Genomic DNA, 15,810 nt, shown 5'->3' with positions numbered 1-15,810 from the left:
TAATGCAACAAACGTAGCCATTGATAGTGCAGTTAATCATCTCAATAATGTAAACCAAATATTAAGAGATCGTTGTATTAGAATCACCTCATAACCTGTAACAAAAATAAGCAATTACTTGGATATAAAACCCAGTAGCTACAGCACTATTTCATACTTTTTTCGTCGCAATGTTTGTATACTCTGTGCCATCGAAACGACTTAGCATTAGAGCAATGAACTACTTAATTACTTTCTTCAAAGGAATCGCCATGGGCGCAGCAGATGTTGTTCCTGGCGTATCAGGCGGCACCATCGCGTTTATCACCGGCATTTACGATACGCTGCTTGAGAGCATTCGACGCATTAACCCATCACTTTTCTCTATTTGGCGAAAAAAAGGGGTTAAAGCTGCCTTTAATCACATCAACGGTTTCTTCCTTATCGCTCTGTTTGCCGGTATTTTCACCAGCATTGCTACGCTAGCAAAGTTGATCACTTGGCTTCTTGACACACACCCGATCCCACTTTGGTCATTTTTCTTTGGTCTGATTTTGGTATCGGTCTATCACATTATTCGTCAGGTTGAACAACGTGATCTTATCCGCTTCGTGACTTTACTTGTTGGTGTCGGGTTTGCTTACAGCATCACCGTGCTTAAACCTCTGCACATGGAACCAACGGCTATTAACACATTGTTCGCTGGTGCTATCGCGATTTGCGCGATGATCTTACCGGGCATCTCTGGCAGCTTTATCTTGTTATTGATTGGGATGTATGCACCTGTATTAGCCGCCGTGAAAGGTTTCCAAGTCGATACATTGGCGCTGTTTTTGTCAGGTTGTGTGATTGGTTTGCTGTCCTTTTCGCATCTATTGTCGTGGTTACTACGCAAGTTCCGCGATTTCACTCTGATGTTTTTGACAGGCTTAATGATTGGTACGTTACCAAAGATTTGGCCTTGGAAAGAAACCATCACTTGGCGCACCAATTCAAAGGGTGAGCAAGTGCCCTTGCTACAGCACAACCTATCACCATTTGAATTTGAACACGTGACATCACAACCTTCTCAGTTAGTGCTTGCCGTTGTGATGATGCTTGCTGCCATTGCGCTGGTTTTGAGTCTCGAAAAATTCGCAGATTCAGACAAGTAACTGCGGTATCAAATCAATACGGAATCAACAAACAAGAACGGAGCCAATTGGCTTCGTTCTTGTTTGTTGGCAAAGAGAAAATCATCGCAATTGAAAATCTTTATGGGCTTGATTCAACAACCCCCTACACCGCGCGGTTATTTTGATCTCTGTCATCGAGGCACAACGCACAATTTATCTAGGCCACGAGTTGGCGAATGACGCTTCTGTGCTACGATGCAGGTAATGTTAAGTGATAAATGCTGAACCTTAATGAAAGTGTTACAAATCGCCGCTGTTTCAGCCGCACTGGTTGCGGGATTTTATGCCCCAACTTTACTAAAAAGCTTTTCTTCATCCACTCCGATCAAACCGATAGATGAGTATTGCTTTCTCTCTACTGCCTCGTGCGTTCAAGAGAATGTTATGATGACGCTCAACGCAGATACTGCTCAACCCTTGGTCCCTACTACTCTGAATGTTGAGTGGCACACAAGCGATGCTGAGCAACTCGTCCTAAGCCTTTCAGGAAGAGAAATGGAGATGGGAGAACCCAAGTTTTTACTGAAGCAAGTCGCTCCCGGTCGATATCAAGGTGACATCATTCTGCCGGTTTGCACTCAAGACGCCATGACCTGGGTTGGTGAACTCAGTGATGGAGAGAGTACCGTTTACCCTGCTATAAAAATGCAAAGATAAGGAATCGTTATGAGCCGCAATTGGTCCCTATTTCTCGTAGTTGCTTTCGCCCTCGGGTTTGGCGTAAAAAGCTATTTAGATAATCAGAAAACGAAGCCAGAGCAAGTGGATAGTTCCACCTCTCAACAAACGGTATTGTTTGGGGAAAATAACCAAGCCGTCAATATCTTCGATGTGAATGACCCTCGCATTCGAGTCGTCTATTTTGGTTTTACTCGCTGCCCAGATGTTTGCCCAACTTCGCTTGCTATGCTGGCAGGAGCCCTAAATCAGATCGATGAAGCGCAAAAAGCGCAACTGCGCCCAATGTTCATTTCTTTAGATCCAGAGCGTGATGAGGCCGATGCCTCGGCGAAATATGCCCATTACTTCCATCCAATGATTGAAGGCCTATCGGCACCGCTTGATGTAACCACACCTTTGGCACACAACTATGGTGTTATTTTCCGCAAAACCGAATTGGAAGGCTCGGAGCTCAAATACACGCTTGATCACAGCTCTTACTTTTACTTCTTGAAGCCGGATGGCACGTTAATCACCAAGGTACCGCATACACTCTCGCCGGCACCGATTGTTGAAGCCATTTCAAAACTGACGACTGAAGGCTCCTCAAATGACAGTTAAGTCAGTGCTGAAACAGTTTTTCAGTTTCCTAACTCAAACCAACCCCAATGTCGAACAAGACGTCGATACGATCATTGACGCCATTGGGGGGATAGAAAACCTGCTAGAAACTGGAGCATGCGCGACTCGGCTGCGTCTTACCCTTAGAACGACGTCCATCATCGATAAAACTGCACTCAAAAATCATGGCGCGCATGGCGTCGTGATACTGGATGAGCGTCATGTCCAAATCATATACGGCTTAAAAGCCAACACGTATTCGCAGATAATGGAAGAGCGCATCAACAAACAAAGCTAATATTTTCGCAGTATAGCTACCCTCTAAGAAAAAGGGCGGCTATACTCTCTTGGCTTAATTAATTCACTTATTTATTAACCAACGAAGAGGACACATGATGATTGTATTGAATAACACTAACTGGGCATCGCAAGGGTAACCCTAACCGCACCAATTACGTGGCATAGCCACAACTCCCCTTCTCTGCCCGGTCTTCACCGGGGTCAACTCTATCCGAATTAGACCCTAATGCGATTTGTATTAAGGCGCTTTTTTGCGTCTGGGATAATTCAACAATGAATCAAACACATACTTTTTGTGACACATTAATTTCAACTTCAAACCCACTAAAACGATTGGGTTGGAAACCATTTTTTCAGCAACAACTGACACTAGACGATTACGACGACACTATCTTTGCACGTGTGATTGCGCATCACCGAAGTGGTTACCTATTGGCGACAGAAACGGGGCAAGTCCACCTCAATGCCCACCACTCTCTACCCAATATGACCGTCGGAGACTGGGTTATCTTAAATGACGATCAGCAATTTGTTCGCTTACTGGATCGCTTGAGCCTCTTTAGCCGCAAAGCAGCGGGCAGCAAAGTGGCAGAGCAGCTCATCGCCGCAAATGTGGATACCGTTTTTATCGTCTGTTCCCTTAACGACGACTTCAATTTAAGTCGTATTGAACGCTATCTCGCCTTGGCTCATGAAGCCGAAGTCGAACCCGTCATCGTGCTTTCCAAAGCCGATTTGTGTGACAACATTGATGAACTAAAAAGCCAAGTACAGAAGCTCGACCCTCTATTAGTCATAGAGACAGTCAACGGCTTAGAAACAGAGAGTGCTTCTACACTCATGAGCTGGTGCGAAGAAGGACAAACCGTCGCTTTTATCGGTTCTTCAGGCGTTGGCAAATCAACTCTTGTGAATGCATTACTCGGGCAGCAAGAACAGGCGACTGGGCATATTCGTGAAGACGATAGCAAAGGGCGACATACAACCAGATCGCGCTCTATCCATCTATTACCTGATGGCGGCATCTTGATTGATACTCCGGGAATGCGCGAGCTTCAACTAGCAGACTGCGAAGTGGGCGTCAGTGAAGCATTTTCTGACATTGAGGGGCTCGCTCAACGTTGTCGCTTTGGTGATTGCCAGCATCAAACTGAGCCGGGTTGCGCAGTTCAAGCTGCGATTGAAAATGGCACACTGGAGGTTCGTCGTTTCAATAACTATCAAAAACTATTGCGAGAACAAGCCTTTAACGGCGCGACTTTGGCAGAACAACGAGCTCAAAGTCGACAGTTCGGGAAACTCACTCGAAATGCCATGAGTGATAAGCGCAGGCGCCAACAAAGTTATTGATTTGTTACGTTTGAGTTGTCAATAAAATCAAAGGAGACGAAAGTCTCCTTTTTAACAACTTTATTAAAAACCATTACTCATAACTAATGATAATTTTCAACATAAAAATCTTATTTAAATAACATTGAGCAAACATTTAATCCAAAAACAAACTAAAACTAGACACAAAATATTACCAAGCTAAGATATGTGATATTCAGCAAGAAAATGGCTGAATTTATAAAAACAGGATAATTGATAATCATGTGTCTTAGTGACCAGAAGCAATGCTCACCCCTTGCAATACAAGGGCATTATCGCCGTGTAATGATGGACTATTGCCCTGCTCGCTCTGGCATAAAATTGCAGGAATGATGTATGCAACACAACAGCCTCGTTGCCCGATTTGCTCGTGGTAACCTCGTCGTCCAGATCCTTGTCGGTATTGTCTTTGGTATTTTGCTCGCCACAATTTCCCCAAGCCATGCCGAAAGTGCAGGATTAATTGGTAGCCTTTTTGTTGGTGCTCTTAAAGCGATCGCGCCAATCCTTGTGTTTATTTTGGTTGCCGCTTCAATTGCGAACCAAAAGAAAAACCAGCACACGTACATGCGTCCAATCGTTGTACTGTACCTGATGGGTACGTTCTTCGCGGCGCTATCAGCAGTGGTTCTAAGCTTCCTTTTCCCGACCAATTTAACGCTTGTCACCGGCGCTGAAGGTGCAACGCCGCCTCAAGGTATTGCTGAAATTCTACGCACACTGTTGTTTAAACTGGTCGACAACCCAGTAAATGCACTAGTAGAAGCAAACTACATTGGCATTCTTGCTTGGGGTGTGGGTCTGGGTCTTGCGCTACACCACGCATCTGCAACAACGAAAGCCGTGTTTGAAGATCTCAGCCACAGCGTGTCTCACATTGTTCGCTTTATCATTCGTCTTGCACCATTTGGTATCTTTGGTCTGGTTGCTTCAACGTTCGCAACAACAGGCTTTAGCGCACTAGCAAGCTACGCACACCTTCTGGCGGTTCTTCTTGGCGCTATGATGATCATCGCACTCGTTGTAAACCCGGCGATCGTGTTCGTTAAAACTAAGCAAAACCCTTACCCACTTGTATTCCGTTGCCTACGTGAAAGTGGTGTAACCGCGTTCTTCACTCGTTCAAGTGCGGCGAATATCCCAGTAAACATGGCACTATGTGAGAAGCTAAAACTGGACGAAGATACGTACTCAGTATCTATCCCACTAGGTGCGACCATTAACATGGCTGGTGCTGCAATCACTATCACAACGCTAACGCTTGCAGCTGTGCACACTATGGGTATTGAAGTTGATCTACTGACTGCGCTACTGCTCAGTATTGTGGCTGCGGTTTCTGCATGTGGCGCATCAGGTGTTGCAGGTGGCTCGCTACTACTTATCCCACTTGCGTGTGGTCTGTTTGGTATCTCAAACGACGTAGCAATGCAGGTTGTAGCGGTTGGCTTCATCATCGGCGTGATTCAAGACTCTGCTGAAACCGCGCTAAACAGCTCAACAGACGTTATCTTCACTGCGGCAGTTTGCAAATCAGAACAGCAAAAAGCTCAGTAAGGCGCAAATATATCTGTAAGATATCAAGCATAACTAGAAAGGGGAGCCGATGTGGCTCCCCTTTTTTGTTAGCATTCTTTCTCTCTTAGTGGCGATTTACAATCGAATCGTCTTACCCGTGCTCATCGACTCTAATGCTGCATCAGCCAGCGTCAGAGCAATCTCACCATCGATGCCAGAGCAGCAAGGTGCTTCGCCTTTCAACACTTCAACAAAGTGTTGCCACTCAGCCACATAGGCGCGCTCATAACGCTCGAGGAAAAAGTACTTTGGTGTCGCACTGATTTGCCCGCTTTCCCCACTATGGCTTACTAAATTCTCAGTTAAGTTAGCCACTTGCAGCATGCCTTTTTCACCATGCACTTCGACGCGCTGATCGTACCCATAGCTGGAACGGCGACTATTGTGAATCGTGGCCATCGCGCCAGAAGGGAATGTAAGAGTCACCACACTGGTATCGATATCCCCCGCTTCACCGATGGCAGGATCTACCTTGCAGCTGCCATGTGCCGTAACCGCGATTGGATCTTCCCCTAAGATAAAACGCGCCATGTCGAGGTCGTGAATCGTCATATCGCGGAACATACCACCGGACGATTTGCTGTATTGCGCTGGCGGTGGCGCAGGATCGCGAGAGGTGATAATTACACTGGCAGGCTCACCAATTTGACCGTCATCCAACGCTTTCTTAAGGCTTAAGAAATGCGGGTCAAAACGACGATTAAAGCCCAACAAGAAGGGGACTTGATGTTGATTCACCACACCTAAACAATCACGCACTCGGCACAAATCAAGGTCGATTGGCTTCTCACAAAAGATGGCTTTGCCGGCTTTGGCTGCGCGTTCAATCAAATCAGCGTGCGTGTCGGTTGAGGAGCAAATACACACCGCATGAACGTTATCATCCGCCATGGCTTCTTCTACGGTTTGGCGTTTGGTCTGCGGGTACTGCGCACAAAACTGATCCGCATAGACCCCATAAGGTTCGATAAGCGAATAAACCGCGGTTTCTGGCGAACGTTCGATATTGACCGCATGCACTTGACCAATTCGACCCGATCCAAATAAAGCAATATTAAACATAGGAAATCCCTTCTGTGTCGCCTAGTTGAATTGACGCTTCATGCCCGCCAACATATCTGCGGCGATGTCGTAGTAATCCCCTTCCCACAGTTGGTCATTGAGGAACTCACCAGAATAGAAGCCGTCGTAACCTGTTTGGCGAATCGCATCGACCCATTCTTTTAATGGCACTTCACCTTGTCCTAACAAGTAACCACGTAGAGCGCGCTCATCAGGCCAAGCCTCACCCGGAGCTGGGCGCTTGCCGTCAGACAAGTGCACGTTGTAAATCAGCTCGGCATCGATGTTTGCCACTTGCTCCAAGGTTGCCCCGCGACATGCCCATAAGTGCCATGTATCGAGTACAAAACCAAAGTTGTCGCGGCCGACGGCGTCATACAGGCGGAAGTAATCTTCCAGTTTGGCGATTGGAGTCCAAGCCGCGCCTTCATATTGAAAACGGATGCCATAGTTCTTACCAATGTCGGTAATCTGACGAATGTTCTGCGCCGTGAGTTCGATGTTTTGCTCTTTGGTTAAGCCGTTTAACGCTTCAAAAGCATTGAGCTGGATGGTAGGTGCACCCACGGCCTGCGCAAAACGGCACAGCGTTTCTGAATCTTGGAACAATTGACGTTGGCTAGCTTTATCTGTCACTTCAACCGCGCCAATGATGTCTATCGCCGTTGGGACGATGCCAAGCTCATCCATGCGTTGTCTGAGCTGCTTTGCAGTAAAGCCAGCTTGAATATAACGCCAGAGTTTTTCGGTATGAATTTCGAGCCCTTGATAGCCGATTTCTTTGGCGAGTCGGACATCAGATAGGATATTGCTGTGCAGGGAGCACATGCCGTGTAGAGCAAAACGCATCAGATTTACCTCTTTTCGTTGCCCTGCTTATTGCAGGGCGCGGCGGAATTCAGCTCGAGCAAACCCGCAGCGCAACCGCTAAGTTGCACCTAATCAGTGGACAAAGGTATAAGATAAAGTCTGCGTGCGTGACCGCTTAGTCCGCAGGAAGGTGTCCCGATTCGAGATTACTGAGCAATGAAGTTACTTCACTTCTCGACAAATGAGACTGACCGCAATCGCCTGAGCCAAATACATGGAGCTGCTGAGCGAGCGGAAACCCATCAATTCACCTTCTTGCACTTCAAAACAGACATCCATTTTGCTGCCATGTGGCGTCATTTGGTTATCGGTAATGCAGACAATCGGCACGTTCTTTTTACACGCATCATCAATCAGTTGGCTGGTTTCTTCCGCGTATGGATTGAAGGTGATAGCAAACAGAACATCTTTATCGTTCATTCGTCGAGTCAACGGAGACAACATGCCACCGTGATCGTCCAACAGCACCACATTCTTGTCGGACTTCATGAGGGCATACCAAAGATAGAAAGCCACTGGATAAGCACGGCGAGTGCCCTGAATGTAGATGGTTTGTGCACCATCCATCAGTGCGACTGCTCGTTCCAGTTTTTGAGGAGAAACCGACATTTGCAGCTGTTCTAATGCTTCAATGTTCGCGTGTCCAAAGTCCTGGAAAATGGCTTGCGGCGAGTCATGTGGGACATCTTCCATCTCACGAGCTTTGCGAACACGTTCCTTGTAGTCTCTCGGGCGATTCAGATATTGATCGCGAAACAGCACTTGCATCGAAGTAAAGCCATCAAAGCCCATCGCATTGGAGAATCGACTTAAGGTCGACAACGGCACATTGGCTTGCTTAGCAATGGTCGCCATGGTTTCTACCGCCACCAGCATCGGCTGGTCGGTCACAAAATCCGCGACTTGCTGCAAACGTCCGCTCAAACTGTCGTAACGCTTTGCGATTAACTCTTTTAGTGTGTCTAAATCTGCAGGTGCTTTCACTTCAACATCCATAGTTATACTGCTCTCCTATCAATGAACGCTTGGAGACAGAGGCCCCTAATAGTAACAAAAGGGGCCGCCATTTTAAGATAATAATTCAAAGTTTCGTACCGCTTCTTCCTTCACATACGGCATCGCCTTTTGCATGAAGTAAATGCGGTCAAACTTTTGTGGTTCCTGATTCATGTAATCGCGAAGATTATGACCCAGAGCTTGTCGCAAGCAGGTGCCAATATTGAACTTGGAGACCCGGCTTTGCTTTAGCTTGAGCATGTCTTCATCACGAATACCACTCGAACCATGAATCACTAACGGCACAGCCACTGCACTCGCTATACGATCTAGGCGACCAAAATCGATAGTACAAGTTGGCTCGGTTAAGCGGTGAACGTTACCGACTGAAATTGCGACACAATCGACGCCACTTTCTTCGGCAAAACGCGCGGCATCTTCCGGCTCTGTGTAGATCGATTTGATGTGATCGCGACCTTCCTCGTATGGCACCGAACCAATCTCACCTTCTACCGATGCGCCTAATGCATGTGCGACTTCCACGACCTTCTTGGTGCGAGCAATGTTCTCGTCCAGAGTGAGTTGTGAGCCATCGAACATCACTGAGCTAAAGCCAGCTTTAAGCGCGCGGAAGACGATGTCTTCTTCGTAGGTGTGGTCAAGGTGAAGCACGACAGGCACTGTGCTCTTATGCGCCAGGTTTAGAAACATCGCAGCCGCAGTTTCGACGCCGTAAAAATCCACCACGTCTTTGTTGCAAGCCAAAATCACTGGTTTATTCATTTGCTCTGCCGCTTCAACAACGGCGCGCGCATCTTCAAAGCCGAACACATTAAAGCAAGGGACCGCATAGTTAGACGCCGCCGCATCCGGCAATAGGTCATTCAAATTTACAAGCATGATGATTCCCCCTACTTAAATTTCGCGATCATGTCTTTGATGCCTGGGATCGTCTCCACTTGGTATTCGTGGTGCGGATCAAAGTGCTGAATCAAAGATTTTTCTGTTTTGCCAACGATGATAGTGAAGTAGTACATTTCGTACCCCGGTGCTGCCACGCTTGGGTGATAACCTTTATCGATGGCGATCACCGAACCAGTACGCACGTGGTAAACCGGACCAAAATCGTCTTCGTGTTCGTAAAGGAACTGTGCACCAAAGCCGAAATCCGGATTGAAACGGAACTGGTACACTTCTTCATAAAGAGTTTCTTTACTGCCGTCAGGCTTCACGCGATCTTCATCATGCTTATGCGGCGGGAAGCCAGACCAACCGCCTGCGCCAACGGTAAATAGCTCACTCACCAGTAGGCGACCACGTTGATCCGCATTGGATTGACCCAGTACATGCTTGATCTTACGGTGTGTTTTGGTGTCATCCGAGCCGTACTGAACGATGTCAACGTTCTCTTCGCGAACACAGAAAGGTTCTAGCGACGCTTCAAACTTGCCGCCTGCAATCATCACATCGGCTTTATCACTGACACACTGAATTTGGGCACGGTAGCCAAGTGGGACATAAACCGCTTCTGGGTTGCCATCCCAAACTGATTTGCGCTTACCAATGTTGTCGAATGTTTGGCTTTCACCGTCTTTGCTTACGGTGATGCTGCAAGTACCGCCAGCCAATACGATGACAGACTCATACCCTTCGATCACATGGTCAAAGGTTTCGTTTTGACCCAAGAATACTTGGTTGAAGTAGCACAATGGCGTTACTTCGTCGTTCGCACCAATAATTGGTTCATTCTTGTTATCAAATGGTGGAATATGTTTACCCATTTTTCTTTTCTCCTCACAGCTCGTGGTGAAACGAGGCTGCACTATCCTTTTGAACGTGGCTTAACAAAAAAGCCGGGCCACGATGGTGTGTACGCACTCTGTCTTGTTACCCTCAACAAGTGACATACCGGCCCGGGAGACCAAACGCGCAGCTATTCAGTGCCCGAAGGCACCGAACAGTGCTTAACTTCGCGTCTCAATAAAATCGAATAATTGTTCCTTGGTTGGCATGGCTTCGGTGCAGCTGTGACCGCTGACATTAATCGCCGCTGCTGCCGTGCCGTTGCGTACGCCTTCTTCCAGCGAACCGCCAGTAACTAGCGTCCAAATCAGACCGCCCGCGAATGAGTCACCAGAGCCAAATGGCTTGTTGGCTTCCACTCGGAAAATGCCTTGTTCAAACTTGTGACCAGAGCGGTCGTACACTTTTGAACCGTGCTCACCGGCTTTCACCACCACCACTTGGGTGTTCTCAGTCAAAAAGCGCGCCGCAGTTTGGTCATCATCGGTGTTGCCCGGTGCAATGACGGTTTCCATCATGTCGAACTCTTCGCGGTTACCAATCACAATGTCCGACAGACCTGCGGCAATGCCGTAGTAAATCGAAGCATCGGTATCGGTGCGCCAAGAGTAAGGACGATAATCGACATCCAATACCACTAAGGTCTTGCTGCGGCGTGCATGCTGCATCGCAATCAAGGTGGCTTCACGGCTTGGGCTTTCTGACAATGCCGTTCCCGTTACCACCAGAACTTTCGAGCTGGCGATGTAAGCTGTGTCGATCTCTTCTGGTTTGATGGTCAAATCCGAAGCGTTGTTACGGTAGATAAGCACGGTGCAATCTTTTGGCTTCATCTCAGTGAATGCCACCGATGTGCGCGAGCCAGAATCATCGGTTCTCATGCCATCAAGGTTGATGCCTTGCTCGGTCATGTAACCTTTGACGTAACCACCGAATGCATCGTCAGCAACGCAACCAATAAAGCCGACCTTGCCACCTAGTTTGGCGATGCCCACTGCGATGTTTGCCGCCGACCCACCAACGAATTTGTTGAAGCCAGAGATATCCGCCATATCGGTTTTAGCTTCACGAGCGTAGAGATCTACGCCCGCACGTCCTAAAACGATGGCATCCAATGGTCGATTTGTTTCAAGTGCAATGTTTGTCATCGTCTATTCCTATTATTTGTAATCAACCCAAGCGGCGTTCTGATCGGCAGACTCCACACACTTCTCGCATAGGCGCACACCTTCGATACCCGCGTCGATACCTGGGAACCAGATTTCAGACAACGCTTGTTGGTCATCTCGGTCTGCCGCATCGAATGCCAACGCGAAACGGTGGTACAAGTTCGCCCATGATTCGAAGTAACCTTCTGCGTGACCACCACCAACACGATTAGCAGCCACACCCGGTGCGTCTTGGTATAGGTAACCCATGCCGCGTTCTAAAATACGTGGCGCTTCACCTTGCACTTCGAAACGAAGTTGGTTTGGTTGTTCATCCCACCATTCGATAGACGCTTTTGAGCCGACGATGCGGATTTTTTGTTGGTGCATCGAGCCTGCGTTTACTGCCGATGCCCAAAGCGTACCGACCGCACCCTCTTTAAATTGCATCATGATGTGGGCGTTATCTTCGAGTGGTGCGCGTGACTTGATGAAGCTTTGACGCATGCAAGACAGACGGTCAATTTCCAGACCTGTCATCACTTCGCATAGGTAGAAAGCGTGCGTACCCACATCACCCAAAACGTAAGTTGGACCAGAAACTTCTGGGCTGACGCGCCATTTCAAACCTGGATCGTTTTTCTCGTACTCTTCGTTATGGAAGCCATGCGCAAACTGCATGTTCACAACGCGAATCTCGCCTAGGTCACCACGTTTCACCATTTCACGTGCTTGTTGCACCATTGGGAAACCGCTGTAGCCGTACATCACGCCGATCACGCGATTACGCTCTGCTGCGATCTGTTTGAGCTCTTCTGCTTCTTCCGTCGTGAAGGTAATTGGTTTTTCACACACCACATGCAAGTTGGCCTCTAGCGCCGCTTTACAAATCTCGTAGTGGGTTGAGTTTGGCGTTGCCACCGATACGGCTTGGATGCCATCTTCGCGTTGCGCTTCTTTCTCAAACATCTCTTTGTAGTTTGCGTAGCAACGGTCACCATCTAGACCTAGGTTTTCACCGAAATCACGACAACGATCCGCATCCAAATCGAACGCGCCAGCGACCAGTTTGAACAAGCCATCGCGCTGCGCCGCATTACGGTGCGAGTAACCAATTTGACTGCCACGACCACCGCCGACCATTGCCCAACGGATTGGTTGTTCAAAATGACGTTCTTCATTAAACATGTTTGACTCCTTGATAGGCTCTTGCTTAATAGCCTATAAATCGAATTGTTGAAATCTGTTTTTAAAGCTGAATGTTTTGATACATAAATCGGTTTGGGCTTAGACGCCGGCACGTTGCGCTGCTCTGCCTTCTTCCCACGACGCCACTTTTTCAGCCGTGTCGTCATTGCGTGTCACTTGAGGAAGACCCACTTCCCACCAACAGTCACACTTAGACCAAGCCATTGGCGATACAGGGTCGATGTCCACCACAATCACGTAAGTGCGGTCGGCTTCTTTCGCACGTTGGAATGCCGCATCAAACTGGTCGATTGACGTCAGTTTCTCGCTGATCGCACCTTGCGCTTCGGCGTGCTTAGCAAAGTCCACGCGAGCCACTTCACCATCTGGACGACGACAGTCTTCCAATAGGTTGTTGAACGACTCGTTACCCGTGTTGTTTTGTAGCTTGTTGATCACCGCGAAACCGCCGTTATCACACACCACGACAATCATCTTGTGGCCCGTCAGAACCGAAGAGTAGATGTCTGAGTTTTGGATCAGGTAAGAACCATCACCGACCAGCACAACCACATCGTTATCTGGGTTAGCCACTTTCGCGCCCCAGCCACCAGCGATTTCGTAACCCATACAAGAGAAACCAAATTCGATGTCGAACTTACCAATTTGGTAGTTCTGCCAGTTCATCGCCAGCTCTGCTGGTAAGCCGCCAGCTGCCGTCAGTACGGTGTCACCTGGTTGCATGGATTTGTTGAGCTTACCAATCACTTCTGCGTAAGAAGAGGTCCCTTCGAGTAAGTCACCTGGTTGAGGGTGAGTGCGACGATGCACCACCGCTTTCCATTCATCAGCTTGTGCTTTTGCCGTCGCAGCCCATTCGTCGCTGCTGCGGAAATCACCCAGTAAGTTAGACAGCTCAACCAAACCGCGTTTTGCGTCGGCTTTGACTGGAATGGCGCGATGTTTAATCGCGTCGAAGCGCGCCGTATTGATGGTGACTAACTTCATGTCTGGGTTCTTGAATACTGACCAAGAGCCCGTGGTAAAGTCTTGTAGGCGAGTCCCCACCGCCAACACCACATCTGCATGCGCTGCCATGTAGTTTGCTGAGTCTGAACCTGTCACGCCGATTGGACCTGCGTTCAAAGGATTGTCTTGCAGCATCGTGGCGCGACCAGCAATGGTCTCCACCACAGGGATGTTGTGTTTTTTCGCAAAGGCCGCCAACTCGTCCGTTGCTAATGAGTAATGCACGCCACCACCGGAAATAACCAGAGGTTGTTTCGCGCTAAGCAGCGCCGCTTTAGCATCTTCTAGATCCGCCACTTCTGGCTCTGGACGACGGATGCGGTGCACTTTTTCTTGGAAGAAGATTTCAGGGAAATCGTAAGCCACACCCTGAATATCTTGTGGTAAGCCGATAAATGCTGGGCCACAGGTTTCTGGATCAAGCATGGTGTCAATTGCTTGAGGCAATGAGTGCATCAACTGTGTCGGCGAGATAATGCGATCCCAGTAACGAGTCAGAGGTTTAAAGGCGTCGTTACAAGTAATCGAAGGATTGTAGAAATTCTCTGGCTGTTGAAGCACAGGATCTGGTAGACGGCTGACGTAAGCGTCACCAGAAATCAATAAGACTGGTAATCGGTTTGTATGTGCGATACCCGCTGCGGTGACCATGTTGGTAGCACCTGGACCAATAGAACTGGTCGCGATACCGATGCGACGACGTAAGTTCGCTTTGGCATACGCGATTGCCGCTGTTGCCATCGACTGCTCATTTTGACCACGCCAAGTCGGTATTTTATCTTCAATATTTTTTAGCTGCTGTCCAAAGCACGTCACATTACCGTGACCAAAGATGGCGAAAGCCGCACCAAACAGCTGTTCTTTTTTACCTTCAATTTCAATCATTTGAGCGGCTAGGTACTGAGCTAGCGCTTCTGCAACAGTTAGGCGTACAGTTTTCATTGTGTTCCCCGGTAGTATCAATCATTTTTGTAGCCACGTTGTCTCCGTAGCTTGATACAGGGGAGACGAATCTCCCCCTTTCCTTGCTCGAGCTATTACAGACCGTATTTCTTCGCGTAGCCTGTGATGTTCTCGTAAGCGGTTTTCGCGTAAGTCAGTGGGTGTGCTTTCGCTGGGTCTTGCTCTGCTTCCACCAGCAACCAACCTTGGTAGTTACGCTCTTTCAGTGCTGCGAAGACGTCGTCGTAATCCACATCACCCGTACCAGGTACGGTGAATACGCCATCCAGTACTGCGTTTAAGAATGATTTGTCTGCATCACGCGCTGCTTTCATCACTTCTAGACGAAGGTCTTTAAAGTGCATGTGACCAATACGATGACCCCAACGTTTGATCATGGTGACTGGGTTACCGCCGCCGTAAGTGATGTGGCCCGTATCTAGCGTTAGGTACACCGCATCACCCGTTAATTCCATCATGATGTTGATGTCATCTTCCGTTTCGCAGATAGTGCCGACGTGGTGGTGGAAAGACAGCTTGATGTCGTGCTCGTTAAGCAGGTATTCCGCCACTTGCGTCAGCTTCGCACAGTAGGTTTTCCACTCGTCCATAGTTAGGATCACGCGTTGAGAAAGTGGCGTGTTAATGTCGCCATGAACCGTGTTGCTCACTTCACCAAACACCATTGCCTTACAGCCTGCCGCTTTCAGCAATTTGATGTGCACCTGCATCGCGGCGATTTCTTCTTCTGCCGTCAAGGTCATGAGATTACCGCTGTACCAACCCGACGCGAGTACCAAGCCATGCTTTTCAAGTAGAGGGATAAGAACTTCTGGTTCACGTGGGTACTTAGTACCTAGCTCTGTACCAGTAAAACCTGCTTCTGCCATTTCACTCAGGCAAGTTTCCAATGGGATATCGCCACCCAGTTCTGGCATGTCATCATTTGTCCAAGTCAGTGGGCTGATTCCATATTGCACGTTGCTCATTTTTATTCTCCGACAATGTTTGCGTTATTTAATAGATGCCATGAAATAAAAGCGTACTTTTTATAAATGCTTTTCTTTCATTGATTTCGTTTCACTGGAAAC

At 48.1% G+C, this 15,810-nt stretch carries 15 protein-coding genes; 6 read left to right on the top strand and 9 right to left on the bottom strand.

All coding sequences use genetic code 11. The features are described 5' to 3' along the window. The first annotated feature begins 215 nt into the window (after positions 1-215). The 6 genes from J8Z23_RS22040 (at position 216) to sstT (ending at position 5,660) form a co-directional block, all read left to right on the top strand. Positions 216-1,133 carry a DUF368 domain-containing protein gene (locus J8Z23_RS22040; protein WP_041853110.1) on the top strand — a complete coding sequence of 306 codons (918 nt, stop codon included), beginning with the start codon at positions 216-218 and terminating at the stop codon, positions 1,131-1,133. Positions 1,134-1,385: 252 nt separating this feature from the next. Next, positions 1,386-1,811: a hypothetical protein gene (locus tag J8Z23_RS22035; RefSeq protein ID WP_434635413.1), complete on the top strand. Its 426-nt coding sequence runs from the start codon at positions 1,386-1,388 to the stop codon at positions 1,809-1,811. 9 nt (positions 1,812-1,820) lie between these two features. Beyond that, positions 1,821-2,435, top strand: a complete 615-nt coding sequence (locus J8Z23_RS22030) for an SCO family protein (protein WP_006740812.1) — start codon at positions 1,821-1,823, stop codon at positions 2,433-2,435. Continuing rightward, on the top strand, positions 2,425-2,733 hold the full coding sequence (locus J8Z23_RS22025) for a PTS transporter subunit EIIB (RefSeq protein WP_434635411.1): 309 nt from the start codon (positions 2,425-2,427) through the stop codon (positions 2,731-2,733). The genes J8Z23_RS22030 and J8Z23_RS22025 overlap by 11 nt, the downstream gene beginning before the upstream one ends. A 275-nt stretch (positions 2,734-3,008) precedes the next feature. Then, positions 3,009-4,085 carry a ribosome small subunit-dependent GTPase A gene (gene rsgA / locus J8Z23_RS22020; RefSeq protein WP_434635410.1) on the top strand — a complete coding sequence of 359 codons (1,077 nt, stop codon included), beginning with the start codon at positions 3,009-3,011 and terminating at the stop codon, positions 4,083-4,085. Between the two features lie 357 nt (positions 4,086-4,442). Then, positions 4,443-5,660, top strand: coding sequence for a serine/threonine transporter SstT (sstT, locus tag J8Z23_RS22015; protein ID WP_434635409.1), 1,218 nt, complete (start codon positions 4,443-4,445; stop codon positions 5,658-5,660). Between the two features lie 96 nt (positions 5,661-5,756). Here sstT and iolG read toward each other — a convergent pair whose 3' ends face one another. From iolG to iolE, 9 genes are all read right to left on the bottom strand, one after another. Beyond that, positions 5,757-6,743, bottom strand: a complete 987-nt coding sequence (gene iolG, locus J8Z23_RS22010; protein ID WP_434635408.1) for an inositol 2-dehydrogenase — start codon at positions 6,741-6,743, stop codon at positions 5,757-5,759. Between the two features lie 21 nt (positions 6,744-6,764). Beyond that, positions 6,765-7,592, bottom strand: coding sequence for a sugar phosphate isomerase/epimerase family protein (locus J8Z23_RS22005; RefSeq protein WP_434635407.1), 828 nt, complete (start codon positions 7,590-7,592; stop codon positions 6,765-6,767). A gap of 183 nt (positions 7,593-7,775) precedes the next feature. Next, entirely contained in the window at positions 7,776-8,609 is an 834-nt protein-coding gene (locus J8Z23_RS22000) for a MurR/RpiR family transcriptional regulator (protein WP_434635406.1), read from the bottom strand. A gap of 72 nt (positions 8,610-8,681) precedes the next feature. Beyond that, the gene (locus tag J8Z23_RS21995; protein ID WP_434635405.1) at positions 8,682-9,509 is read right to left on the bottom strand and encodes a class II fructose-bisphosphate aldolase; all 828 of its coding nucleotides are present in this window, start codon (positions 9,507-9,509) and stop codon (positions 8,682-8,684) included. A gap of 11 nt (positions 9,510-9,520) precedes the next feature. Further along, positions 9,521-10,390 carry a 5-deoxy-glucuronate isomerase gene (locus tag J8Z23_RS21990; RefSeq protein ID WP_434635404.1) on the bottom strand — a complete coding sequence of 290 codons (870 nt, stop codon included), beginning with the start codon at positions 10,388-10,390 and terminating at the stop codon, positions 9,521-9,523. Between the two features lie 183 nt (positions 10,391-10,573). Next, positions 10,574-11,560, bottom strand: a complete 987-nt coding sequence (gene iolC, locus J8Z23_RS21985) for a 5-dehydro-2-deoxygluconokinase (RefSeq protein ID WP_434635403.1) — start codon at positions 11,558-11,560, stop codon at positions 10,574-10,576. Between the two features lie 12 nt (positions 11,561-11,572). Further along, on the bottom strand, positions 11,573-12,748 hold the full coding sequence (locus J8Z23_RS21980) for a Gfo/Idh/MocA family protein (RefSeq protein WP_434635402.1): 1,176 nt from the start codon (positions 12,746-12,748) through the stop codon (positions 11,573-11,575). A gap of 99 nt (positions 12,749-12,847) precedes the next feature. Then, positions 12,848-14,719, bottom strand: coding sequence for a 3D-(3,5/4)-trihydroxycyclohexane-1,2-dione acylhydrolase (decyclizing) (iolD, locus tag J8Z23_RS21975; protein WP_434635401.1), 1,872 nt, complete (start codon positions 14,717-14,719; stop codon positions 12,848-12,850). Between the two features lie 95 nt (positions 14,720-14,814). Continuing rightward, positions 14,815-15,708: a myo-inosose-2 dehydratase gene (gene iolE / locus J8Z23_RS21970; RefSeq protein WP_434635400.1), complete on the bottom strand. Its 894-nt coding sequence runs from the start codon at positions 15,706-15,708 to the stop codon at positions 14,815-14,817. Positions 15,709-15,810: the final 102 nt, after the last annotated feature.

This window comes from Vibrio sp. SCSIO 43086 (genome assembly GCF_051132235.1).
Lineage (GTDB): Bacteria > Pseudomonadota > Gammaproteobacteria > Enterobacterales > Vibrionaceae > Vibrio > Vibrio diabolicus.
The sequence above is the reverse complement of the archived record's forward strand: the minus strand, read 5'-3'. Positions and strand labels throughout refer to the sequence as shown.